23 protein-coding genes and 1 tRNA gene are annotated in these 22,975 nt (G+C 58.2%); 14 read left to right on the top strand and 10 right to left on the bottom strand.

Annotated elements, in window-relative coordinates:
• The 3 genes from GH660_RS04435 to GH660_RS04425 all read right to left on the bottom strand — a co-directional run.
• Positions 1 to 1,392 (bottom strand): ABC transporter permease (locus GH660_RS04435; protein ID WP_153145339.1); only part of this gene is annotated, 1,392 nt, incomplete at its 3' end.
• Complete coding sequence (locus GH660_RS04430; protein WP_153145338.1) at positions 1,389 to 2,042, bottom strand: ABC transporter ATP-binding protein; 654 nt, start codon at positions 2,040 to 2,042, stop codon at positions 1,389 to 1,391. The genes GH660_RS04435 and GH660_RS04430, both read right to left, overlap by 4 nt.
• 78 nt (positions 2,043 to 2,120) lie before the next feature.
• Positions 2,121 to 2,921, bottom strand: a complete 801-nt coding sequence (locus GH660_RS04425; protein WP_228276356.1) for a DUF2189 domain-containing protein — start codon at positions 2,919 to 2,921, stop codon at positions 2,121 to 2,123.
• A 241-nt stretch (positions 2,922 to 3,162) separates the two neighbouring features.
• Here GH660_RS04425 and GH660_RS04420 point away from each other — a divergent pair, with 241 nt between their 5' ends.
• From GH660_RS04420 to GH660_RS04375, 11 genes are all read left to right on the top strand, one after another.
• Complete coding sequence (locus GH660_RS04420) at positions 3,163 to 3,453, top strand: co-chaperone GroES (protein ID WP_066885114.1); 291 nt, start codon at positions 3,163 to 3,165, stop codon at positions 3,451 to 3,453.
• A 47-nt stretch (positions 3,454 to 3,500) separates the two neighbouring features.
• Positions 3,501 to 5,153: a chaperonin GroEL gene (gene groL, locus GH660_RS04415; protein WP_153145337.1), complete on the top strand. Its 1,653-nt coding sequence runs from the start codon at positions 3,501 to 3,503 to the stop codon at positions 5,151 to 5,153.
• 177 nt (positions 5,154 to 5,330) lie between these two features.
• Positions 5,331 to 5,651 (top strand): DUF485 domain-containing protein, encoded by a 321-nt coding sequence (locus GH660_RS04410; RefSeq protein WP_153145336.1) that lies wholly within the window; start codon positions 5,331 to 5,333, stop codon positions 5,649 to 5,651.
• On the top strand, positions 5,648 to 7,333 hold the full coding sequence (locus tag GH660_RS04405) for a cation acetate symporter (protein ID WP_153145335.1): 1,686 nt from the start codon (positions 5,648 to 5,650) through the stop codon (positions 7,331 to 7,333). The genes GH660_RS04410 and GH660_RS04405 overlap by 4 nt, the downstream gene beginning before the upstream one ends.
• Positions 7,334 to 7,659: 326 nt before the next feature.
• Entirely contained in the window at positions 7,660 to 8,331 is a 672-nt protein-coding gene (locus tag GH660_RS04400; protein WP_153145334.1) for a response regulator transcription factor, read from the top strand.
• A complete protein-coding gene (locus tag GH660_RS04395; protein WP_228276355.1) occupies positions 8,309 to 9,808 on the top strand; it encodes a sensor histidine kinase N-terminal domain-containing protein in 1,500 nt (499 codons plus the stop codon). Before GH660_RS04400 ends, GH660_RS04395 begins: the two co-directional genes overlap by 23 nt.
• 65 nt (positions 9,809 to 9,873) lie before the next feature.
• A tRNA-Phe gene (locus tag GH660_RS04390) sits at positions 9,874 to 9,949 on the top strand.
• Positions 9,950 to 10,084: 135 nt separating this feature from the next.
• On the top strand, positions 10,085 to 10,843 hold the full coding sequence (locus tag GH660_RS18180; RefSeq protein WP_368666104.1) for a DUF6387 family protein: 759 nt from the start codon (positions 10,085 to 10,087) through the stop codon (positions 10,841 to 10,843).
• Between the two features lie 119 nt (positions 10,844 to 10,962).
• Positions 10,963 to 11,139 carry a helix-turn-helix domain-containing protein gene (locus tag GH660_RS04385; RefSeq protein ID WP_255478755.1) on the top strand — a complete coding sequence of 59 codons (177 nt, stop codon included), beginning with the start codon at positions 10,963 to 10,965 and terminating at the stop codon, positions 11,137 to 11,139.
• Positions 11,139 to 11,639 carry a hypothetical protein gene (locus tag GH660_RS04380; protein ID WP_153145332.1) on the top strand — a complete coding sequence of 167 codons (501 nt, stop codon included), beginning with the start codon at positions 11,139 to 11,141 and terminating at the stop codon, positions 11,637 to 11,639. The genes GH660_RS04385 and GH660_RS04380 overlap by 1 nt, the downstream gene beginning before the upstream one ends.
• Positions 11,640 to 11,942: 303 nt before the next feature.
• Complete coding sequence (locus tag GH660_RS04375) at positions 11,943 to 14,534, top strand: phage/plasmid primase, P4 family (RefSeq protein WP_153145331.1); 2,592 nt, start codon at positions 11,943 to 11,945, stop codon at positions 14,532 to 14,534.
• Positions 14,535 to 14,850: 316 nt separating this feature from the next.
• Here the strand turns inward: GH660_RS04375 and GH660_RS04370 are convergent, their stop codons facing one another.
• Positions 14,851 to 15,054, bottom strand: coding sequence for a hypothetical protein (locus GH660_RS04370; protein ID WP_153145330.1), 204 nt, complete (start codon positions 15,052 to 15,054; stop codon positions 14,851 to 14,853).
• A 47-nt stretch (positions 15,055 to 15,101) separates the two neighbouring features.
• Complete coding sequence (locus GH660_RS04365; RefSeq protein WP_153145329.1) at positions 15,102 to 15,401, bottom strand: hypothetical protein; 300 nt, start codon at positions 15,399 to 15,401, stop codon at positions 15,102 to 15,104.
• Positions 15,402 to 15,635: 234 nt separating this feature from the next.
• On the opposite strand from GH660_RS04365, the gene GH660_RS04360 reads away from it, so the two are divergent.
• Both GH660_RS04360 and GH660_RS04355 read left to right on the top strand, forming a co-directional pair.
• Positions 15,636 to 16,232, top strand: a complete 597-nt coding sequence (locus tag GH660_RS04360; protein ID WP_153145328.1) for a PIN domain-containing protein — start codon at positions 15,636 to 15,638, stop codon at positions 16,230 to 16,232.
• A 29-nt stretch (positions 16,233 to 16,261) separates the two neighbouring features.
• The gene (locus GH660_RS04355; protein ID WP_153145327.1) at positions 16,262 to 16,786 is read left to right on the top strand and encodes an HD domain-containing protein; all 525 of its coding nucleotides are present in this window, start codon (positions 16,262 to 16,264) and stop codon (positions 16,784 to 16,786) included.
• Between the two features lie 40 nt (positions 16,787 to 16,826).
• On the opposite strand, the gene GH660_RS04350 is transcribed toward GH660_RS04355, so the two are convergent.
• The 3 genes from GH660_RS04350 to GH660_RS04340 all read right to left on the bottom strand — a co-directional run bounded on the left by GH660_RS04350 (position 16,827) and on the right by GH660_RS04340 (position 18,831).
• Positions 16,827 to 17,465 carry a hypothetical protein gene (locus tag GH660_RS04350; RefSeq protein ID WP_153145326.1) on the bottom strand — a complete coding sequence of 213 codons (639 nt, stop codon included), beginning with the start codon at positions 17,463 to 17,465 and terminating at the stop codon, positions 16,827 to 16,829.
• A 113-nt stretch (positions 17,466 to 17,578) separates the two neighbouring features.
• Positions 17,579 to 18,358 (bottom strand): hypothetical protein, encoded by a 780-nt coding sequence (locus tag GH660_RS04345; RefSeq protein ID WP_153145325.1) that lies wholly within the window; start codon positions 18,356 to 18,358, stop codon positions 17,579 to 17,581.
• A gap of 59 nt (positions 18,359 to 18,417) precedes the next feature.
• Positions 18,418 to 18,831, bottom strand: coding sequence for a thermonuclease family protein (locus GH660_RS04340; RefSeq protein WP_228276354.1), 414 nt, complete (start codon positions 18,829 to 18,831; stop codon positions 18,418 to 18,420).
• Between the two features lie 112 nt (positions 18,832 to 18,943).
• Here GH660_RS04340 and GH660_RS04335 point away from each other — a divergent pair, with 112 nt between their 5' ends.
• Positions 18,944 to 19,246 carry a hypothetical protein gene (locus tag GH660_RS04335; protein WP_153145324.1) on the top strand — a complete coding sequence of 101 codons (303 nt, stop codon included), beginning with the start codon at positions 18,944 to 18,946 and terminating at the stop codon, positions 19,244 to 19,246.
• 83 nt (positions 19,247 to 19,329) lie between these two features.
• Here the strand turns inward: GH660_RS04335 and GH660_RS04330 are convergent, their stop codons facing one another.
• Both GH660_RS04330 and GH660_RS04325 read right to left on the bottom strand, forming a co-directional pair.
• Entirely contained in the window at positions 19,330 to 19,977 is a 648-nt protein-coding gene (locus GH660_RS04330) for a hypothetical protein (RefSeq protein WP_153145323.1), read from the bottom strand.
• 1 nt (position 19,978) lies between these two features.
• Positions 19,979 to 22,969, bottom strand: a complete 2,991-nt coding sequence (locus tag GH660_RS04325) for a type I restriction endonuclease subunit R (protein WP_153145322.1) — start codon at positions 22,967 to 22,969, stop codon at positions 19,979 to 19,981.
• Positions 22,970 to 22,975: the final 6 nt, after the last annotated feature.

The raw sequence follows: 22,975 nt of genomic DNA, 5'->3' as shown, positions 1-22,975 counted from the left end.
GAGGCGCGCCGCGGCCAGCCGGGCCGGCACCGGGCCGCGCGCCGGCAGGCGCCGGGCGAGGGCGGTGGCGAGGGTCGGCAGCAGCATGACGCTGCCGGCCAGCAGTAAGGCCACGGCCAGGTAGCCGCCGATCGGCAGCCCGGCGACGACCGGCATGGCGCACGCCGCCAGGCTGGCCGCCAGCAGCGCCAGCCCCAGCCGGGGATGGCCGCGGCCGCCGGGGAGGGCCGCCTCGCCGCCGGCCTTCAGGGCCTGGGCGGGCGCCACCGTCGCCGCTTCGCGGGCCGGCAGCCAGGCGCCGGCGACCCCGGCCAGCACGCCGAGGCCGACGTAGATGGCGGCGGTCGCCGGCTGGAAGTGCAGGGACGGCGCCAGTCCGGAGAAATAGCCGGCGCCGAGGTCGCCGCCGAGCAGGGCGAGCGCCGCCCAGGCCAGCCCGTGGCCGAGGGCGGCCCCGATGAGGCCGCCGGCCAGCCCGACCAGGGCGCCTTCCGCCAGCAGCCAGGCGAACAGGCTGCGGCGCGGCAGCCCGAGGGCGCGCAGGAAGGCGAACTCGCCGCGGCGCCGGACGACGGACAGCGCCTGGGCGGAAAAGACCAGAAAGCCGCCGGTGAGCAGCGCGATGGCGGCGAGCAGGGTGAGATTGACCCGGTAGGCCCGCGACAGGTTGGCCGCCTGATCGGCTGCCGCCGCGGGGGGCTCGACCAGCACGCCGGCCGGCAACAGCGCCTGCAGCGCCGGAGCGGCCTGTTCCGGCGTGACGCCGTCGGCCAGCCGCAGGTCGATGCGGGTGAGGCGGCCGAGCTTGCCGAAACGCCACTGCAGTGCGGCGATGTCCACGATGGCGAGGCGGCGGTTGTCGGCGGCGCCGGGGATGTCGCCGGCGATCCTGAAGCGCACGGTCTGGGTGCCGGACTGGAAATCGATGGCGTCGCCGGGCGCCAGGGCGGTGGCGGCGAGCGCCGCGGCACTCAGGAAGACGCGGTCCTCGGCGAGCGGCGCGAAGCGTTCGCCATCCGCGGCCGGGCGCGGCAGCAGGGCCGGCGTCACGGCGGCGAGCGCGAAGACGTCCATGCCGAGCAGCTGCAGGGTTTCCTCGCTGCCGGTGCGCCTGACCTCCAGTTCGAGCGCCGGGCTCGCGGCGGCTACTTCCGGGCGGGCGGCGAGCTGCGCGTAGAGGTTCTCGTCGAAGCCGCCACGCGGACCGACGACCTGCAGGTCGGCATCGCCCGCCATGGTACGCAGGCCGCGCCCGAACTCGTGCAGGGCCGCTTCATGCACGGCCTGGACGGCCATGCCGAGGGCGACGCCGAGGACGATGGCGAGCAGCGAAAAGAGCGTCGCCATCCGGCGCCTAGCCAGCGAACCGAGGAAGACGGGCGCCAGTCTCACGCCTGCAGCCCGTCGCTCGTCAGGTGCAGCACGCGGTCGGCGGTCGCCGCCGCCGCCGGCGAGTGCGTCACCAGGATGCCGAGGGCGCCGGCCGCGCGGATGCGCTCGGCGAGGAGGGCCAGCACCCGGGCGCCGTTGGCCGGATCGAGATTGCCGGTCGGTTCGTCGGCCAGCACCAGGCTCGGGCGATGCACCAGGGCGCGGGCGATCGCCACCCGCTGCAACTCGCCGCCGGAAAGCTCGCGCGGCCAGCCGGCCGCCCGGTCGCCGAGGCCGACCGCCTCCAGCAGTTGCTGCGCCGGGGTTTCCGCTGCCGCCCCCTGGCGGCCCTGCAACCAGAGCGGCAGCGCGACGTTCTGGCGGAGGTTGAGGTGCGGCAGGACGTGGAAGGCCTGAAAGACGAAGCCGAGCTTGTCGCGCCGCAGGCGGGTCAGGGCGTCCTCGTCGAGCTGCGCGTAATCGACGCCGTCGAGGGCGAGGCGTCCGCCGTCGGGACGGTCGAGGCCGGCGATCAGGTTGAGCAGCGTCGATTTGCCGACGCCGGATTCGCCGACGATGGCGACGTACTCGCCCGAGCGCAAGTGCAGCGAGACGTCGCGCAGCACGCTGCGGCCGTTGAAGCGCCGCGACAGACCGACGACTTCAAGCATCGGTACCCCAGGAAACGTGGCCCCGCTCCGCCATTCGCTGATCTCCTGAAAAAGGGCCGGGTGCCCCGGCGCATCCGGTCAGGTCTTGCCGGGCGGAATCATCGCACGATAGGCGTGCCAGGTGGCGTGGCCGAGGATCGGCACGGTCAGCACCAGGCCGGCGAAGGCGGTGGCGAAGCCGAGGCCGGTCAGCGCGACGATCAGGCCGGCCCACACCAGCATTGGCAGCGGGTTTTTGGCCACGGTGGCGATGCTGAGCAGCATGGCGCTTACCGCATCGGTGTTGCGATCGAGCATCAGCGGCACGGCGACGACGCTGATGGCGAAGACGAAGGCGGCGAAGCAGCTGCCGATCAGCAGATAGGTGATCACGAACTCGGCATTGGTGAACGACAGTAGCTCGCGCACGAAATCGGCCGCCGTCGGCAAGCCGCTGGAATAGAAGACGGCAAAGGCCACCAGCGACGCGCGCGCCCAGACCAGGAAGACGACGCCGGTGACGAGGGCGAAGATCGCCAGGTTGGACAGATTGGCGCGCCAGATGGTCAGCGACGGGCGCAGGCGCGGCACCTCGCCCGCCTCGCGCTGGCGCGACAGCGCGTACAGCCCCATCGCCAGGCCGGGGCCGAGCAGCATGAAGCCGCCCATCAGGCCGACGGTGAGCGAATAGGCGTGGCCGTAGAAAAAGACGATGGCCCAGCCCATCAGGGCGAAGGCGGCGCCGTAGAACAGGCTGGCGGCGGGCGCCGCGCGCAGGTCGGCAAGCCCCATCGCCAGCCAGCGGAAGGGATCGCGCACGGAAACCGCGGTGATCGCCGCGAAGCTGGAGGCGACATGGGCCAGCGATTGGGGTGCCGATTCGGGTGAGTTGCCTGGCATCTGCGTTTCCTCCTGGCCAACAGACAGCGGTGCCGGCGAAAAGTGCCTTTGCGGGCCGGCGCGGGGCCGCGATTGCCAACTACTTCACATTCTTCGGCGTCGTCGACTTGAAATTGGCGGGGACCGTCCTTATTATTTAGCACTCACCGGAGACGAGTGCTAACAACAGCCCGCTCCCGTCCCGGACGCATTCGGGCGTGCCGGCCAATTTCACCTTAGCAAACCAAGAGGAGCCAACTCTATGAATATCCGTCCTTTGCACGACCGTGTGATCGTCAAGCGCGTTGAAGCCGAGCGCACCACCGCTTCCGGCATCGTCATCCCCGATTCCGCCGGCGAGAAACCGGATCAGGGCGAAGTCCTGGCCGTCGGCCCGGGCAAGCGCGACGACAACGGCAAGCAGATCGCGCTGGACGTCAAGGTCGGCGACCGCGTCCTGTTCGGCAAGTACGCCGGCCAGGCCGTCAAGGTCGACGGCCAGGAAGTCCTGGTCATGCGTGAAGAAGACATCATGGGTGTCCTGCAGGCTTGATTGCCGCGGTCGACGTTCAAAACAGATCAAATTTCAGGAGCTATTAAATGGCAGCTAAAGAAGTCAAGTTCGGTGATTCCGCCCGTGCCCGCATGATCGAAGGCATCAACATCCTGGCCGACGCGGTCAAGGTCACCCTCGGTCCCAAGGGCCGCAACGTCGTGCTCGAGCGTTCCTTCGGCGGTCCGACCGTGACCAAGGACGGCGTTTCCGTGGCCAAGGAAATCGAACTGAAGGACAAGTTCGCCAACATGGGCGCCCAGATGGTCAAGGAAGTCGCTTCCAAGACCTCCGATATCGCTGGCGACGGCACCACCACCGCCACCGTGCTGGCCCAGTCGATCGTCCGCGAAGGCATGAAGTTCGTCGCCGCCGGCATGAACCCGATGGATCTCAAGCGCGGCATCGACAAGGCCGTCGCCGCCACCATCACCGAACTGCAGGCTTTCTCCAAGCCGTGCACGACCTCCAAGGAAATCGCCCAGGTCGGTTCCATTTCCGCCAACTCCGACTCCTCGATCGGCGATATCATCGCCGAGGCCATGGAAAAGGTCGGCAAGGAAGGCGTCATCACCGTTGAAGACGGCAAGTCCCTGGCCAACGAACTCGACGTCGTCGAAGGCATGCAGTTCGACCGCGGCTACCTGTCGCCGTACTTCATCAACAACGCCGACAAGCAGCAGGCCCTGCTGGAAAACCCGTTCGTCCTGCTCTTCGACAAGAAGATCTCCAACATCCGCGACCTGCTGCCGGTTCTGGAACAAGTCGCCAAGGCCGGCCGCCCGCTGCTGATCATCGCCGAAGACGTCGATGGCGAAGCGCTGGCCACCCTGGTCGTCAATAACATCCGCGGCATCCTCAAGACCGTCGCCGTCAAGGCCCCGGGCTTCGGCGACCGTCGCAAGGCCATGCTGGAAGACATCGCCATCCTGACCGGCGGCACCGTCATCTCCGAAGAGACCGGCCTGTCGCTGGAAAAGGCTGTCCTCAAGGACCTCGGCCAGGCCAAGCGCATCGAAGTCGCCAAGGAAAACACCACGATCATCGACGGTGCCGGCGAAGCCGCCTCGATCGAGGCCCGCGTCAAGCAGATCCGCATCCAGATCGAGGAAGCCACTTCCGACTACGACCGCGAGAAGCTGCAGGAGCGTGTCGCCAAACTGGCCGGCGGCGTTGCCGTCATCAAGGTCGGCGCCGCCACCGAAGTCGAAATGAAGGAAAAGAAGGCCCGCGTCGAGGATGCCCTGCACGCCACCCGCGCTGCCGTTGAAGAAGGCATCGTCGCCGGCGGCGGCGTCGCCCTGATCCGTGCCCGTGCCGCCATCGCCAAGCTGAAGGGCGACAACCACGACCAGGACGCCGGCATCAAGATCGTTCTGCGCGCCATGGAGCAGCCGCTGCGCGAAATCGTCGCCAACGCCGGTGACGAGCCGTCCGTCGTCGTCGACAAGGTCCAGCGCGGCAAGGGTAACTACGGTTACAACGCCGCCACCGGCGAGTACGGCGACATGGTCGAGATGGGTGTCCTGGATCCGACCAAGGTGACCCGCACCGCACTGCAGAACGCCGCCTCCGTGGCCGGCCTGATGCTGACCACCGAATGCATGGTCGCCGAGCTGGCCGAAGACAAGCCGGCCGCCGGCATGCCGGACATGAGCGGCATGGGTGGCATGGGCGGTATGGGTGGCATGGGGATGTAATTCCCGGCCGGCTCGACGCCTGAAAAAAAGCCCCGCCGCGTGCGGGGCTTTTTTATTGCAGATCAAGGAAGCGCTTACAACTTTTGTAACAGTCTGTAAGTTGGCTGTAAGAACCCACGCCTAAATTACGCTCCGCAGCAATGCCTCTATAAACATCAAAGTCTGAGGAGCAAATCAATGTCATCGCAGCATACCGATACATATGCGCAGATCCGGAACAATCCCAAGTTCCAGGCGCTGGTAGCCAAGCGCAATTCGTACTCTTTCATCATGACGACCCTCATGATGGTCGTGTACTTCGGCTACATCCTGCTGATCGCCTTCAACAAGGAATGGCTGGCCACCAAGCTGGGCGCCGGGATGGTCACCTCTATCGGTATTCCGATGGGGCTGGGGGTCATCGTCTTCACCATCGTTCTCACCGTGATTTACGTCCGGCGCGCCAATACGGAATTCGATACCGAGGCCGCCGCGGTTCTCAAGGAGGCAGGCAAGTGAAAGCCAACTACAAGTACATCCTGGGCGGTCTGTTCGCCCTGCTGGCTGCCGGTGCGGCCGTCGCCGCCGGTGCCGATCTCGGCAATACCCAGAAGCAGGCGACCAACTGGACGGCGATCGCCATGTTCGCCATCTTTGTCGGCGGCACGCTCTACATCACCAAGTGGGCGGCCTCCAAGACCAAGTCCGCTGCCGACTTCTACACCGCCGGCGGTGGCATCACCGGCTTCCAGAACGGCATGGCGATCGCCGGCGACTACATGTCCGCCGCGTCCTTCCTGGGTATTTCCGGTCTCGTGTTCGCCAACGGCTTCGACGGCCTGATCTTCTCGATCGGCTGGCTGGTCGGCTGGCCGGTCATCACCTTCCTGATGGCCGAGCGCCTGCGCAACCTGGGCAAGTTCACGTTTGCCGACGTGGCCGCCTACCGTTTCGCCCAGACTCCGGTGCGTTCCTTCGCCGCGACCGGCTCGCTGGTCGTCGTCGCCTTCTACATGATTGCGCAGATGGTCGGTGCCGGTCAGCTGATCAAGGTGCTGTTCGGTCTCGAATATACCTACGCCGTGGTCATGGTGGGCATCATCATGATGATGTACGTGCTGTTCGGCGGCATGACCGCGACGACCTGGGTGCAGATCATCAAGGCCGTCATGCTGCTCTCCGGTGCCACGTTCATGGCGCTGGCCGTGCTGTTCCAGTTCGGCTTCAACCCGGAAGCGCTGTTCGCCAAGGCCGTTGAAGTGCACTCCAAGCACGACGCCATCATGGCGCCGGGCGCCCTGATCAAGGATCCGATCTCCGCCATCTCCGTCGGTATGGCGCTGATGTTCGGTACCGCCGGCCTGCCGCACATCCTGATGCGCTTCTTCACCGTGCCGTCCGCCAAGGAAGCACGCAAGTCCGTCGGCTGGGCGACCACCTGGATCGGCTACTTCTACATCCTGACCTTCATCATCGGCTTCGGCGCCATCGTCAACCTGATCCAGAATCCGGCTGACTTCTACGTCGGCGGCGAAATCGCCAAGGGCCTTAAGGGCGGCGGCAACATGGCTGCGGTGCACCTCGCCAAGGCAGTCGGTGGCGACCTGTTCCTCGGCTTCATCTCGGCCGTGGCCTTCGCAACCATCCTCGCCGTTGTGGCCGGTCTGACGCTGTCCGGCGCCTCTGCCGTGTCGCACGACCTCTACGCCACGGTGTTCAAGCATGGTCAGGCTTCTTCCGAAGACGAACTGCGCGTTTCCAAGATCACCACCGTCTGCCTCGGCATCCTGGCGGTTATCCTCGGCATCCTGTTCGAGAAGGAAAACGTTGCCTACATGGTCATGCTGGCCTTCGCCATCGCCTGTTCCGCCAACTTCCCGGTTCTCTTCATGTCCGTCCTGTGGAAGAACTGCACGACCCGCGGCGTGACTGTCGGTGGCTTCGTCGGCCTGATCGCCGCCGTGACCCTGACCATCCTGTCCGCCAACGTGTGGGAAGCTGTGCTCGGCAACCCGAAGGGCTCCGCGCCGTTCCCGTACTCGTCGCCGGCCATCTTCTCGATGTCCCTGGCCTTCTTCACGATCTGGCTCGTGTCGATCCTCGACAACTCCGAGCAGGCCAAGAAGGAGCGTGCCCTGTTCCCGGATCAGCTCATCCGTTCCGAAACCGGTCTGGGTGCCGCTTCCGCCTCGTCGCACTGATCGACGGAACATCGTCAGCAAAAAGCCCGGGTTTCGACCCGGGCTTTTTTTCATCCATTTTCGGGTGTTTTGGGCGGTCGACCGCAACCGTCCCCGGATTTGTCGGGACGAGCTTGTGCACTGCGGAAATCGCAGGGCGTCGAATTTGATAAACTTGCGCAGCTTCGGGGAAAAAAACGGTAGGGGGCGCCCAGTGCAGGATCGGGCCACCCCCTGAGTCGCGGCGCGAGCCACGGACTCCGAAGACCATAAAAGGAGAACAGCCCGCGCAGAATAATGCGCGAGCCTTACAAAATACTTACGCCGGTAGGGGCGCTCAAGGTTACATGCGGATTCTCATAGCTGAAGACGATGCCATCATCGCCGATGGACTTTCCCGCTCGCTTCGCCAGGGCGGTTATGCGGTCGACTGGGCAGCCAACGGGGTGGACGCCGAGGCGGCAGTGCTCACCGTCGCCTACGACCTGCTGATCCTCGACCTCGGCCTGCCCAAGCTGCCCGGCCTCGAAGTGCTGAAGCGTCTGCGGGCGCGCAACTCGCAGTTGCCGGTGCTGATCCTCACCGCGCTGGACGGCACCGGGGACCGGGTCAAGGGGCTCGACCTGGGGGCCGACGACTACATGATCAAGCCTTTCGAACTGGCCGAGCTCGAAGCGCGGGTGCGCGCCCTGACGCGGCGCTCGGCCGGGACGACGCCGACCATCCAGTGCGGCTCGCTGACTTACGACCAGGTCGGGCGCATCGCCCAGATCCAGGGGCAGACCCTCGATCTTTCGGCGCGCGAGATCGGCCTGCTCGAGGTTCTGTTGACCCGCATGGGGCGCCTGGTCAGCAAGGATCAACTGGTCGATCACCTGTGTGGCTGGGGAGAAGAGGTCAGCCACAACGCCATCGAGGTCTATGTGCATCGCCTGCGCAAGAAACTCGAAGCCGGCGGCGTCAAGATAGCGACGGTGCGCGGCCTGGGCTACTGCCTTGAGCGACCCCAGGCCGAGTAGTTCTGCCGGCTCCGAGAGCGAGCGCTCGCTGTTCGGCGAGATCCTCGACTGGATGCTTGCGCCGCTGCTGTTCGTCTGGCCGTTGAGCATCGCGTTCACCCATTACTTCGCCAACAACGTCGCCAATTTTCCGTACGACCAGGCACTGCGGGAACATGTGACGGCCATCTCGCGCCAGGTCAAGCTGGTCAACGGCAAGCCGGTACTCAGTCTGCCGGCGTCGGCGAGGGCGCTGCTGCGGGCGGATGAGACCGATAACGTCTATTTCCATGTCGTCAGCCGTGACGGGAAATTGCTGGCCGGCGACCGCGATCTGCCGATGCCCGATCTGGACATCGACCCGGCTGCGTTGTCCGGTGAGATCTACTTCCGCGACATCGAACTCAAGGGGCAGGATGTCCGCGTCGCCTATTCTTACGTCGCCGACGGGCAGATGCCGCGCGATCGCTGGGTCCTGGTCGAGGTCGCCGAGACGATGGAGAAACGCACGCAACTGGCCAACAAGATCGTCGCCAGCGTGATCCTCCCGCAGTTCATCATCATCCCGCTGGCCGTCATGCTCGTCTGGTTCGGCCTGTCGCGCGGCCTGCGTCCGCTGACGCGACTGCGCAAGACGATCGAGAACCGCGATCCGGCCGACCTTTCACCGATCGCCACACATCGCGTTCCGGAGGAGCTGGAGCCGCTGGTCGAGGCGTTCAATGAAATGCTCGAACGGATGAAGCGCAACGTCGAAGCGCAGCAGCGGTTCGTGGCCGATGCCGCGCACCAGATGCGGACGCCGCTGACCGGGCTCAAGACGCAAGCCCAGTTCGCCATCCGCGAAGCCGACCCCGAAGCGTTGCGCCACGCCCTGCGCCAGATCGCGGTCGGGGTCGACCGCGCCGGGCGCCTGGTCAACCAGCTGCTGACCCTGGCGCGCGCCGAGGGCGGCGAGTCCGCCCAACAGAGCCACGAACCGCTCGACCTGACCCTGCTCGTCCGCGAGGTGGTCGAGGATTGGGTCGTGCTGGCGCTCGAAAAGCGGATCGATCTCGGGTTCGAGGCGGAAGGGACGGCGATGGTCAGCGGCAATCCCTTCCTTCTGCGCGAACTGGCCAAGAATCTGATCGACAATGCCCTCCGCTATACGCCGGCGGGCGGGCACGTTACCTGCCGCGTCATCAGTACGGAGGCTGCCATCATTTTCGAGGTCGAGGACAATGGCATCGGCATTACCGAAGCCCAGGCGGAAATGGTGTTCGAGCGCTTCTATCGGGTCGACGATGCGTCGACCGAGGGGAGCGGTCTCGGTCTGGCCATCGTTCAGGAAATCGCGGTCCAGCACGATGCCAGCGCCAGGCTGCGACCCAACCCCGTTGGGCGCGGCGCCATCGCCCGCGTCGTCTTCCGGGCCTGGCGCCCGCCGACTCCGCCACCACCGCTTCCCGACGATTTTTCGGAGCTCTATCGCCAGTCACCGCCCATCGGTACCTGAACGGACGTTTTTGCAGCGATTGTATTGCGGCAGCCAAGACACCCCGCTATAATTCGCCCTCCCTTGGCCAATTAGCTCAGTTGGTAGAGCAGCGGATTGAAAATCCGCGTGTCCGTGGTTCGATTCCGCGATTGGCCACCAATAAATTCAAGCACTTAGCCCAGTTCAAAAGACTGGGCTTTTTGCTTTTGGGTTACGCCGGGGTTACTTCTTCTATCCAACCTCATCAAAGTCGGTAAACTTTGGCGAATCCAACATCCCGCGTATTGTTTTGCCATGGCACAGTCAGATGATGCAATCCGTGAAGCAAGGACGTGGTTTAGTCTCGAAAACTATCGCACCCTAAGGACAATGGGTCTCTACGAATGGGGCCAACAGATTGCACGCCGTGTGCTGATATGGAATTCGCTCAAACTAGCACCAAACAAAGTCTTTCTGGATAACGAACTTCCTAAGGTCATGGCCGACCCCTGCTCGCCATTCGAGTACATAATCCCGCTTACCGCTGTAAAGCAATTGACCTTCGGGGATGTTCAACTCCTTCACGAACTCTCTCCTTGCTCCGTTCCACCGGATAGCCCTGTCGACGCCGGGGCAATAGGCAACCTAGAGTATCTCCTTCCCTATGGACACCTTGTAATCCATTTAGGTGCAGAAGACCAAGACATTAAAACAGCCTTCGATTATTGGCTTCAACAGTGTCGGCAGGACAAACGGGTATCTCACCCGAGCAAGCGGAAGACCGACACAGCCCGTGTCCTACATGCGAAACTAATTCTTCCTTACTGCGACCTCCGTGCTTGGGCTTGTTGGAAAAATTTCGACCTTAAGGAGCGTCATCTAATATGCCTGCTTTACGGCATCGACGACCCAAACCCAGATCGTACCCAACTGCGTACTGTCACCAATAACATCAAATCGCATATCAATCTCACCTGCGCCCACGCGCTCATGATGTCGGACCCAAGGCCAGTGCAAGCACCCGAGAGACTGCAAGGCGGTCTGCCTCCTGAACCTAGCGTTGATTTTGTGTAAGAAATCGGCGCATTTTTTTACGCAGCCAGACAAAAGACATATCCAGATAATTTGATTTGTGGCTCAGGCATCGTGCCAAAGCCCAAACCAGCTTGGAGATTAATATGTCAAGAAGTCTAATGAGCCGTACCGAAGCGGCTGAATACCTCGGTATCAAATCCCAAACCCTTGCCGTCTGGGCCACCACGAAGCGCTACAACCTGCCGTACGTCAAGGTTGGTCGCCTGGTGAAGTACTCTCGTGAATCTCTGGATGGATTCATTGCGTCCCGTACCCTCGTGAACGGAGGTGTGTAATGGAAACGACTCAATCCACTGCCACCGACAGTCAAACTGCTCCCCCCGCTTTGACTCCCAAGCCCACGAAGCGTCGTATTAAAAAGCTGACGGCGGCCGAAGTTGCTGGTCTTCCTGGCGTTACTCATGCGCCGGAGCCGGTGGTTCAATCGGATCTGAAGTACTTCCTTTGCTTCCTGCTCCCGGTCAGCGGCCCGGTCGGGACTTTGGCTGAGGCTGGCCAAATTCTGGACTTTGTCTACCGGCTGAACACCTACTCGACTGAAAAGGACGTTGGAGTTGTGACTGCGGTCGGCCTGTCCAATGGTCAGGCTGAGATTGTGCTGAAGCTGAATGTGATGGAGAAACCGGAAAGCAATGGCGTGCCTGTGAGTAATGCCTTTTCCCAGCTCAAGGAATACCTGGACGGTGCGGCTATTCTGAAGTCTGGCCCTGCTGGCAAGCCTGCCGTTTGGAAGGCGAAGGTTAACGGCACCACTATTGTGGAGGGGCACTATTAACGTCAGTCAACGCCCGAACTGAGAACCTCCTTGGAGGGGGAGGTCTTGGTGATGGGTGGGATTGCCGTGTGGCGGGTGGTGTTAATTCAGGCTGGCGAATGCAATGTAAAAATAATTTTCAGAAAGGGAGGTTCCAGCCGTTAATTCGGAAAACGCCGATTAAGATAAGTAAAGCGATGATCAAAAAGTGACACGCATTTGGTCATCGTTTTACCGTTCACGGAGGGGGACGGAGAAAAGCAGTAAGCCGACTCGGGATAGGTTTCCTTGTTGCCGGTGGCCATAAGGCCGAAGCCATAAAAAATGCCCGGCGAGCACGAATTCAACCGGGCAAAAAAACATAATAAGGATAATTCTATGGAATATTTTAACTCGCCCCAAGAAACGGGGATCACAGCATCAGCAGTTGTAGCAAGCAGCATCAGCAGTTTCAGTAACGCCAATACGACGGACGACCCCATCAGTTCAGCGAAGCGTTTGCTGGCCCAGCACCGTTCGCACCCCAGCAATGCGCTTTTCGAACCAACCAGGGAACTGGCGCTGGAATACGCAGAAGAAATCCTGCACCACTGGTTGCCTGACGGGGAACTGCAGGGACGGGAGTATGTCCCTTGCAATCCACTCCGCTACGACGCCGAGCCTGGTTCATTCAAGATCAACACGGAAACTGGGGTCTGGGCCGATTTCGCCACTGATGACTCTGGTGGGGATCTGATTAGCCTGGTGGCCTATATTGACGAGGATGAATTCCAGACCGAAGCAGCAATAAAAATTCTCGAATTCATCGCGGGGCTCAGGATGGATGATGTCCCTATGGTCATTGAGCGCATCCCCGAGCCGAAGGTCCCGGAAAAAAAGCCTGAATGGAAGGTTCTCATGCCGATTCCCGAGAACGCCAAGGTCCGAACGGTCTTTTTCGGAGAAAAACTGGGGTCGGCCGCTGCGACCTGGACCTACCGGGATGCGCAAGGCAAGGCGCTGTTTTACGTGAATCGCTTCAACAACGCCAAGGGAAAATCCTTCCTCCCCCAGACCTATTGCGAAGATGAGACCGGGCACCGTCAATGGAAAAACCGGGCTCCACCGTCGCCACGACCGGCCTATGGCTTGGAGCGTCTTGCTGCTCATCCTGAGGCGTCGGTCCTATTCACCGAGGGGGAAAAGTCAGCTGATGCTGCACAACGCCTGTTTCCGGACTTCGTGGCAGTGACGACGATGAATGGCGCCAAGTCTCCGGAGAAAACAGACTTCACGCCCTTCGCGGGGCGCAAAATATTCATTGCACGTGACAACGATGAAGCGGGATTGGGCTACCAGGAAAAGCTGATCCAGTTACTACGTGCAGCAGAAGCAGAAGTCCTTGGTGTGCTGCACTTGCCGTTGCTGGAACGAGACGGCCAGCCCCTGGAAAAAGGCTATGACCTGGCCGATGCAGAAGCGGCTGGATGGACAGCAGAAGCATTGGCTGGGCTTGGGGAAGCCCTCTGGTTGCCTGTGCCGATTGCAGCGCCAGCCGAGACTCATCCTGAAGCGGAACAGACTGCGCCCGGACCAGTCAAGAAGGCGAAACCTGCCTCGCCGGCAAACAAGAAGAAGCTCGGGCAGGAATATGCCGTGGATTTTGCAAATGAACGCCATGGCGGTCACGTTGCCGCTTTCAGCAATCAGGTACTCGCCTACGTTGACGGCTACTGGAAGCCCTTGAATCCCGATGTCGATATCAAAAAACCGCTACTTTCGGCAATGGGTATTGAGGCGACAGCAGCAAGGGTAAATGGAGTGCTTGATCTGATCAGAATCCAGTACGCCACTGAGCCCGAACTTTTTGAGCGGAACTCGCCACTCATCTGCCTGAACAATGGCACCCTGAATCCAATGACCGGTGAGCTTCTGGTGCACTCTCCGTCCAACTATCTGACCAACAAGCTGGGAATCGATTTTGACCGAGAATCGACCTGCCCACTCTGGCTGCAGACACTGGATGAAATCTTTGCACTAGATGACGATAAGGCAGAAAAAATCCAGCTGCTACAGGAGTTCATCGGGTTCTGTCTGATCCCCGATACTAGGCTGCATCAGTTCCTCTGGTTGGTGGGTTCTGGTGGCAATGGGAAGTCACTGATCCTGGCGATTATCACGGCGCTGATCGGCAAGACGAACATCAGCTACGCCCAAATTGAGCGTCTGCAGGAGAAGTTCGTTCGAGCGGAACTGCAGGGCAAACTGGTCAACATTAGTTCGGAAATGTCGGCCCAGGCGACTATCGCTGACGGCTATCTCAAGCAAATCACATCCGGTGACATCATTGAGGCCGAGCGCAAGAATGAGAAGCCCTTCTCGTTTAAGCCCTATGCCAGGCTAATCGGGGCCACGAACGTGCTGCCAAGACTCTTGGACCACTCAGACGGTTTCTTCCGGAGGGCAATCATCATCCGATTCAACCGCCAGTTCACCGGTGCTGAGAAGGACAATCAACGGGAAGCCAAGCTGATGGCTGAGCTTTCTGGCATTCTGAACTGGGCCTTGGCCGGGTTGCAGCAATTGCTGGCAAGGGGTGAATATTTGATCCCACCAAGTTCCGAAATGGAAATCCGGCAGTACCGTGTCAATTCTGATCCAGTCAGGCAGTTTGCGGACGAGTTTCTCGTGGTATCGGAAGACAAAAAGTTCAGGGTTGGCAGCAGCGAACTCTATGGCCATTACAGGACTTGGAGCTTGGACAATGGCTACAAGACACTCGCCAGCAACCAGTTTGCGGAACGTTTGCTCGGCGTCGGGATTCCGAGGACCAGAACCAGTGCCGGGCGATTCTGGGAAGCGAATTCGAAGTGGTCTGATAGCGTTGTACCACCTGAACCCCAAATTTCTTCCCTGGCAAAGCTATATAGCGTGTGACAGGTAGTGTCGGGTTTGTGTCGGGTTCTGGCCATACCCGACATCCTTGAAACCATTGCCACCAAAGGCTTTCAAGGAAATGGTGTCGGGTGTGTCGGGTATTTCCTGAATTATGAAAAACAGGGAAATAAGGACTCCAGCAATGGTGGGAAGGCTGATGCATTGCCGGAACAGAAATGTTGTCGGATATGCCGAAAACCCGACACACCCGACACTGATCTCCGAGATGGCCTAGTGGCAAGGCTTTGCAGAGTGTCGGGTCTGGTGGAGGGTGACATCGATGCCGACACTTTGACGCCAACTCTTCTGGTGATCCTCAACCTAGATGATCATCCTCATCTGAAGCTTGCAACCACCACAGCAGGTCACTGCCTTGTAGAGGGGTCGGAATCATCGAGTTCTGCTGCCACCTGTAGACTGGCCCATAGGGAACGTAACGGGCCAGAACCTCGCCCTTTGATGTTGCACCGAAGAACGGCCACCCGGATTTGATGTACTCACGAATGTTGTGGTCGGTCATGTCTGGCTCCTAGGCGTCAACCTCAGCATAGTTCATGGAGTCAGCGACTACCCAGTAAAGCAACGCCACTGCTGGAAGAACACTTCACCCGACTGTTTGTCTTCTTCAACCCCATCAAACAAAAGGCAATCACCTTCGATCTTAATCAGCCTGGGCTCGTAGAGGTCACAGAGAGACTCGATAAGCCCGCCACTGAATTGCCTTGTCACCTTGGCAAAGCTGTAGGATCGGGTGCCGGTCTGATACTTGATCAACTCCAGGTTGCCCTCAAGGTGGTCCACAGACCGAAGATGCTCGGGCGATAGCTTCTTCCCTCTGGACCTGAGTTTTATCAGGCGGACATGCATGGCGGCCACCAACGATTACTGTATGGATGAACAGTATATTAGCATTGGAGGTAACCAGTTGGCTGCTGGTTATTGGCTGTTGCATGTTGCCCTTGCCAACGCCCATAGGCACCGGGTACGACCATCATCATTCAGGGCTCCGCCAAGAAAGTTCCGAAAAGTGGAAATTTTGACGAATTGTTCTAGGCAATCTGCATGCGGCTAGAATGACACCATCGTTCACCAGGGATCACTGTGAAAACCAACTACGTCCTGATTGACTACGAAAATGTCCAACCCGAGGCAATGGCCGTGCTCGCTCAGGACCATTTCAAGGTTCTCGTTTTCGTTGGCGCCAGCCAAGCTAAGGTCACCTTTGAAGTGGCTTCCGCATTGCAACAGATGGGGGATCGGGCTGAGTACGTGAAGATCACCGGCAACGGCTCAAATGCCCTGGATTTCCACATTGCCTTCTACATCGGTGTTCTGGCCGGAATTGAGCCGGATGCGTACTTCCATATCGTGTCAAAAGACACTGGATTCGACCCACTAATCCAGCATCTGAAGGCCAAGAAAATTCAGGCATGCCGGTCCAAGGATGTGAGTGAGATACCGATCGTCAAGGCGGCCAACTCGAAGTCACCAACTGACCGACTGGCTGTTGTCATCGCAGACCTGCAGCGTCGTGGGGCGTCAAAGCCCAGGAAGGTAAAAACACTCAGCAGCACCATCAATAGCATCTTCCAGAAGCAGCTTTCAGAGCATGAAGTAGCTTCACTCCTGGCAGCATTGCAGAAGCATGGCGTTGTCACCGTGACCGATACAAACGTCAGCTACACGTTGCCGGCCTAAGGCCTATTGCTCTCCGAATATCCAGAACCATGAACCTGCTCATCAAAGCCATCACCTTCGCTGCCGACAAGCACCGAAACCAACGCCGTAAGGATGCTGAGGCGTCACCGTACATCAACCATCCAATTGCCTTGGCCAATGTGCTGGCCAACGAAGCCGGCATCGAAGACGAAAAGGTGCTTGTCGCTGCTGTCCTGCATGACACCATTGAAGACACCGAGACGACTGACCGGGAGTTGGCTAGCCTCTTCGGCGAGGATGTAACAGCGATTGTCCTTGAAGTCACGGACGACAAGGCCCTGCCGAAAGCTGAACGGAAACGCCTCCAGATCGAACATGCGCCAACCATCAGCCGGAGAGCAAAACTGGTCAAGCTGGCAGACAAGATCTGCAATGTTCGGGATATTGCTGCATGCCCACCTGCAGACTGGAGCCTCCAGAGGCGGCAGGAATACTTCGACTGGGCTAAGGCGGTTGTGGATGGTCTACGGGGAGCACACCCAACGCTTGAGCGTCTGTTTGACGAAGAGTTCCGGAAGAAGCCCTGTGGGTAGATCTGGACTGCATGAGGTGCAAAGCAGCAGAAATCGCTAGCTAGCTTGATGGCTTGCAGAGGTAAACCGCACCACCTACAGCAACCACGCTAACTGTTGCACCTACAAGCGTTGCAGGCGCTGTGAGCACCGAAACCACGCTTGCCGCTACTGTGCCCAATGTGCCCGCAATATAGCCCGCGCTTCCAGTGAGAATCACCGCACCGGAGCTATGCGTTACTGCCGTAATACCTGCAGCGCTCGTGGCCAAAGTGGCTCCACCTGCTGCACCTGCTCCCAGACCAACGATAGCCAAGGCCTCATCTTTCGTGGCATTTACTGTTTCACATATTTTTCCCGGCTTCTTACATTGACCATAAGCGTCTCGTCTGCCTAACGAAAAACCGGAATATGATTTTGATTTCTTATCATACTCAGCACAGAAAGTTTCCCTTTCCTTAGCGCTAAGTTTCGGCGTCATGTGACGTAGCACTATATATCCGGGACAAGAACCATCCCAACCGGAAAAAAATATCTCTCTAAATGTTGTGTTTTCGATATAGAGATCATCATTTGAATCGAATGAAATATCGACTGATTCGCCATTAATTCTGGCATGACATATTTCAACTTCTGCCAACGCTGAGCCAATCAGAGAAAAAATAAAGAGAAGCAAAATAATAGATCGGATCTGAATCATAGAGGCTTCGCTCGAAGTTAATAGAAATTTGATCTGTAATAAGTAACCACCAATAAAAATTCGCCTAGTAGAATTATTTCCTTTGATCGTGTCAATTAAGGTTGCTTGTTAGACTACATTGTCTGCATGAAATGCAGGTTTGGGCCAGTCACGCCCATCAAGAAACTGCTCGCCTGCTTCAACAACACATCGGTAGTTGGCGGCGGGGGAATCTGCTGACCAGCTTGGTTTATCACCTCGGATGCTGCCAAGTAGGAAGCTTTCCAGTTCTTCGAGACTTCGGCGATAACGGCGTCTTTAGATGGGACCGGTACACCGCAAACCCCTGTTTCGTCTTCTGCCGGCAACTCCATTGATTTGGCCAGTTGATTCATCTCCCGGACTGTATCGCAAGCATCAACCACATCAAGGCCCGTCATGGCCAACGTGACGCCAATCCCCAGGTAAGGAACAGCTTTACCGAGCAACCCAGACATGTTTCTGCTGGTGTTGCGGGCGAGCCGTTGTACGACAGTTTTTGACAGCTTCTGAGTTGCAGAACGGTTCCGTTGCAGCATATCTTCGGCTTGCTTGTGACGTTGTTCCCATGTTGTCGCTGCCGCGTGGAGTGCTGCTTTTTCGATCTTGATTGCCCTTATTTCGGCTGCAATTGCTACGGCGTCAGATGTGAGTTCGAGAGCATGTCGAGCAAGATAATCCCTCTCTTTGACAAGGGCCTGCGTGGCGACTGCTACGTCGTGTTTTCTGACCTCGGTCGGGCTGTTTCTTAGCGCCGAGCCATCTGAAAATAAGCGAACAACAGCGTCCAGCCAACCGTAGGCTTTGGCGTGAAACTGATCGTCAACCAGAGTGAGTACATTCGTTGCTGCAAGGACACCCAATGCGAGCGCCACAGCAACCACCTTTAGCCTAGCCCGAATAGAGCTCCCCGAGTCTTCCATTGCCCGTTCTGTCATTGTTGTGTTCGTCTATGGCGCCACTCCCAAGGTGGCACCGGATCCTTGTCTGACCACAGCCCAGCCTTCCTGGCTCTCGCCTCTACCTCGGCAAACTCATAGCGATGCCGGTCCTCTTCGGTTTGCTCACTGGCGTATTTTCGATACCACCAGGCCATACCAACCGTGACCTGAGCCAGGCCGGCATCGAGCGTTTTCGGGCAATTGCTTTTTGTGCATGAAGGCTCCGCCACCACTACCTTCCCAACGATCCTCTGATAGCGGTCCTTTTTCTTCCATTCAACCGTCACCGGTTTGTCGAATACGAGCCCACTTAGGTACTCCTTCGAGCGTTGGCCGAATGGCTGCTTCTTCTCCGGGGCATCGATTCCAGACAGGCGAATCTTGTGCTGCTGATTGAATTCGTCCAAGACAGTAACGGTATCGCCATCTGAAATGGCAACTACTCTGCCTGAGAGGGTTTCGGCGTGAACTGCGCCAACCATAAGGGATAATGTCAGAAGCAGACAACGAAAGCAGACCATGAACAAGAACGACCCCATTTTTCAGGAATTTTGCGGTTACTGGCAATTGTCAGAGGAAATGATCGCCAAAGCCAGCAAAGAAGATCTCGCCGAGACTGCCAGGATCTTGGCCATGCAGGCTGCACACATGACTAGGAAGTATGGGGAGCAGGAATTACCCGACCTCGCTCATTTGCTTTCAGCAAGCACCCTGGACGATGAAAGCGTCGCCCTGCTGCGTGATGGTGCCGAAGCATTTGTGGGGGTGCTGGCAACGGTATCAGGAGGGACGTTGGACGAGATCGAATCGCCTATGCAGTAGACACACCTGTCCAATCAACGATGTGTTACTGCATATAGCATGCATGGTGCTGCGTTTAGGCTATGGGTAAAGTCGCCGAGCAGTCATTTTCCGCCTGATGAACCAGAGCCAGGCTTAGTTGTCGGCGGGGTTGGGACTTGCTGTAAGCCGGGAACTGGGGCTCCACCTTGGGGTTTAACCGGCACCCCCTGCATACTAGGAATCGGCGCCCCTTTTTGTACTGTCTGCCCCTGCGAAGTTGATGTGCCACCAGAGGTCGTTATTTTATCTGCCACGGATTGCTCCTTTCCAAGGTTAATGCCCACAAAAATGCATGCTGTTATTAGCCCAGCCACGAAAATGATCGAACCAGCACTATTCAGGAAGTCCGTTACCGTTGAAAACTTTGGCTTGGATGCTAGTGCGGACTCATCTTGCTGGATGTAGTAGAGCCTGGCGAGTTCAAGTTGGGCGTCAATTGCCTTCTGGCTGGTGTAGAAGGAAAAGAGGGTGTTGATGATCGCTAATACGAACAGAGTCCAGGAAAAATACAGCAACCAGACGTAATCAGCCGTCTGAATTGGAACAACATCTTTCAAAAATGCCAGCGAGAAACCGAGAGCCGCTGTCGAAACTGTAAGTATTGCCCGATCTACATTCTCGCTGTTTGATAACTGACGCTTGAGCAAATCAGCACGGGTCTCGCCGTACAGCTTTAAGCGGAATTCTTGCTCACTATCCGTTGTTGTCATCTCAGGAGTGCCTTGTCCCGGAGATTGAATTCGATGCAGCGAATTGTTCCGGCCTCATCGCCAGCAACCGGGCAATACTGGCGTCAAACGCCTTCTCGAAGTCCGGGTCGGAAGCGTATTTCTTGTAGAGATCGAGTTCTCGCTTACGCTCAATCATCACTGCGTGCTTGATCAACGTTTTCAGCGCCAGCTCTCGTCCCTGAACGTCCGGATTGTCTTTGACCTGTACCTTGTAGTCGGCATGGTCGATTACGTGTTTGGCAATGTTGATGAACTTGATTTTCTGTTCTTCCGGTGTGGCTTCCCATCCCGCAAAGTGACGCTCGTTGAAGGCCTTGATAATCTCGTCCAGCGGATCAACTGGGCCTGCTGGTGGAAGCCCTCGCAAGTTCGGATTTTGTGGATCAAGCACTGTTTCGGAATCATCCAGGCCGATCTTCACATTCAGCTTTGAACGTTCCAAACCATAGGTGCTGAGATCGATGCTGTTCAGGATGTCATCAAGGAGATCCTGATCCTTGTCTTTCACCTTGAGCTTCGGGATCAGGAATTTCAGGAACCAGTGCAGCATTTCCCAGCTGACAATATCGAAGGGAATAATGGCCGCTACCTGACCATAGATTTTGACGAACTGCTTGGCCTTGATCTTGAAGTCGATGCGCTTGTCGTCATCCAGGTCGGTGTCGAAGCGTGCGGCCACGGCATCAATGATGGGGTGCAACTCTTCCGCCGGCGCACTGCTAAAAAACTTCTCGTTGAAGCAGGTGACTTCGGCCCACTCGTAGATGCCGAAGTCGGCAAGCGAGTCCTTCAGGTCATGCAGCACGTTGACGTCGGTAGGCTCCGACAAGGTTGTGGCGGTGTAGTAGGGGTCAAATGCCTTCTTGATGTCATCCAGCGAGTTGTAGAAGTCGAGGATGAAGGTGTCTCGCTTGTCGAACTTCCAGTTGCACCGGTTCAGGCGTGAGAGGGCCTGAACCGCCAGAACCCCCTGCAGCTTCTTGTCCACATACATGGTGTGCAGCAAAGGCTCATCGAAGCCGGTCAGGTACTTGTTGGCCACAACTAGGATCTTGTAGTCGTCTTTCTCGAATTCGTCCGGCAGGTCACGGGCCGAGAATCCGTTGATGCCTTCCTCGGTGTACTTGATCCCATCAACTGTTTTCTCCCCGGAGAAGGCAATGAGGGCTTTGAAAGGTACGTTGGCATCAAGCAAGGCCTTCCGGACAGCCTGGAAGTAGCGAATGGCACACTCGATATTCCGGGTGACAATCATGGCCTTGGCCTTGCCTTTCAGTTTCTTTGCTTGCCAGACGCTTTCGATGAAGTGATCGACCATGATCCTGGCCTTCACCTCGATACTTTCCTTCGACCCCTCGACGAAGGCTTTCAACTTCTTCTGAGCCTTGATCGTCTCGAACAGGGGGTTCTCATGGATCGATTTCTGGACCTCGTAGTAGCTCTTGTAGGTGGTGTATTTCTCCAGGACGTCGAGGATGAACTTTTCTTCGATGGCCTGCTTCATCGAGTATTCGTGGAAGGGGTAGAACTTGGTGTCACCCTTGTCCAGATTGGTCTGTCGTCCGAACTTCTCCAAGGTGGCTGGCTTGGGGGTGGCTGTGAAGGCGAAATAACTGGCATTTCTGCTCATCTTGCGGCCCTTCATGGCAGCAAGAATCTTGTCCTGGAGATCCTCGGGCTCTTCTTCTTCGTCGGCACCGAGCGTGCTGTTCAATTTGTCGGAGGCAGTACCTGACTGGGACGAATGGGCTTCGTCGATGATCACGGCAAAGTTACGATCCGTCAGGTCTTCGATCCCGTCTACGATGTGCGGGAATTTCTGGACCGTGGTGATGATGATTTTCTTGCCCAGTTCCAGATGGGCTTTGAGTTCAGCTGCACTTTCCGCATGGGCAACAACGTTCTTGGTCTGCGAGAACAACTTGATGTTGTCCTTGATCTGCGTATCCAGGACTCGACGATCCGTGACAATGACCACTGAGTCGAAAACGTTCTTGGCGCCGGTCGGGTCGTAGAGCTCCACCAGCTGGTAGGCCAGCCAGGTAATTGAATTCGATTTGCCCGAACCTGCCGAATGTTGAATCAGGTAGGTCTGGCCAATGCCCTTTTGCTTGGCATCGGCGAGAATCCTGCGAACCACGTCGAGCTGGTGATAGCGGGGGAAATATAGTGCCTTCCTTTCCTTCCCGGTTTTCTTGTCCTTCTCGACGGCAAATTTGGCGAACTGCTCGATGATGTTGGTGAAGCTCGTTCGAGTCAGGATGTCCTGCCAGAGATAGGCTGTCTTGTGGCCTGTCGGGTTTGGCGGGTTGCCTTTGCCGTAATTGAACCCTTTGTTGAATGGCAGGAAGTTGCTGTCCTTGCCCGCCAGTTGAGTGCACATGTACGCCTCATCGGGATCAACGGCAAAGTGCACCAGACAGCGGCCAAACTCGAAGAGTGGCTCCTTCGGATCACGATCGGTGCCGTACTGCTTGATGGCATTGAATACGTTCTGGCCAGTCCAGGGATTTTTCAGTTCGAGGGTGGCGATGGCCAAGCCATTGAGGAACAGCACCATGTCCACGGACTTGAAGGTATCCGTTGCCGAGAAATGTACCTGGCGGGTAACGCTGAAGACGTTGGTGGCAAACCTGGCGGTAACCTCGGGATTCAGGTCGTTGTAGGGCAGGCGGTAAAGCAGGGTGAAGTTGGCATCATCGATGGCCAGCCCCTTCTTCAAGACGGCAAGCACGCTCTCCTTCTTGATCCTCTTGTTCAGCCGCTCCAGAACCAGTCGTTGCCAGTTCGGGCGATCCTTGAGCTTGGCAACCTCCTGGGGCTGTGTCTTTTCTAGAAATTCCCAGAACAACTTGGTATCAACCGCAAACTCAGTGTCGAAGTCCGTTGGATTGCCTACCCTGTAGCCATCTTTAGCTAGGGTGGTCTCGATGTGTGATTCGAGTGCGGCTTCGTTGGTTTGGCTGACCATTCGTGG

Source organism: Dechloromonas sp. H13 (assembly GCF_009469615.1).
GTDB lineage: Bacteria > Pseudomonadota > Gammaproteobacteria > Burkholderiales > Rhodocyclaceae > Azonexus.
This window is presented reverse-complemented; position numbering and strand designations above follow the sequence as displayed.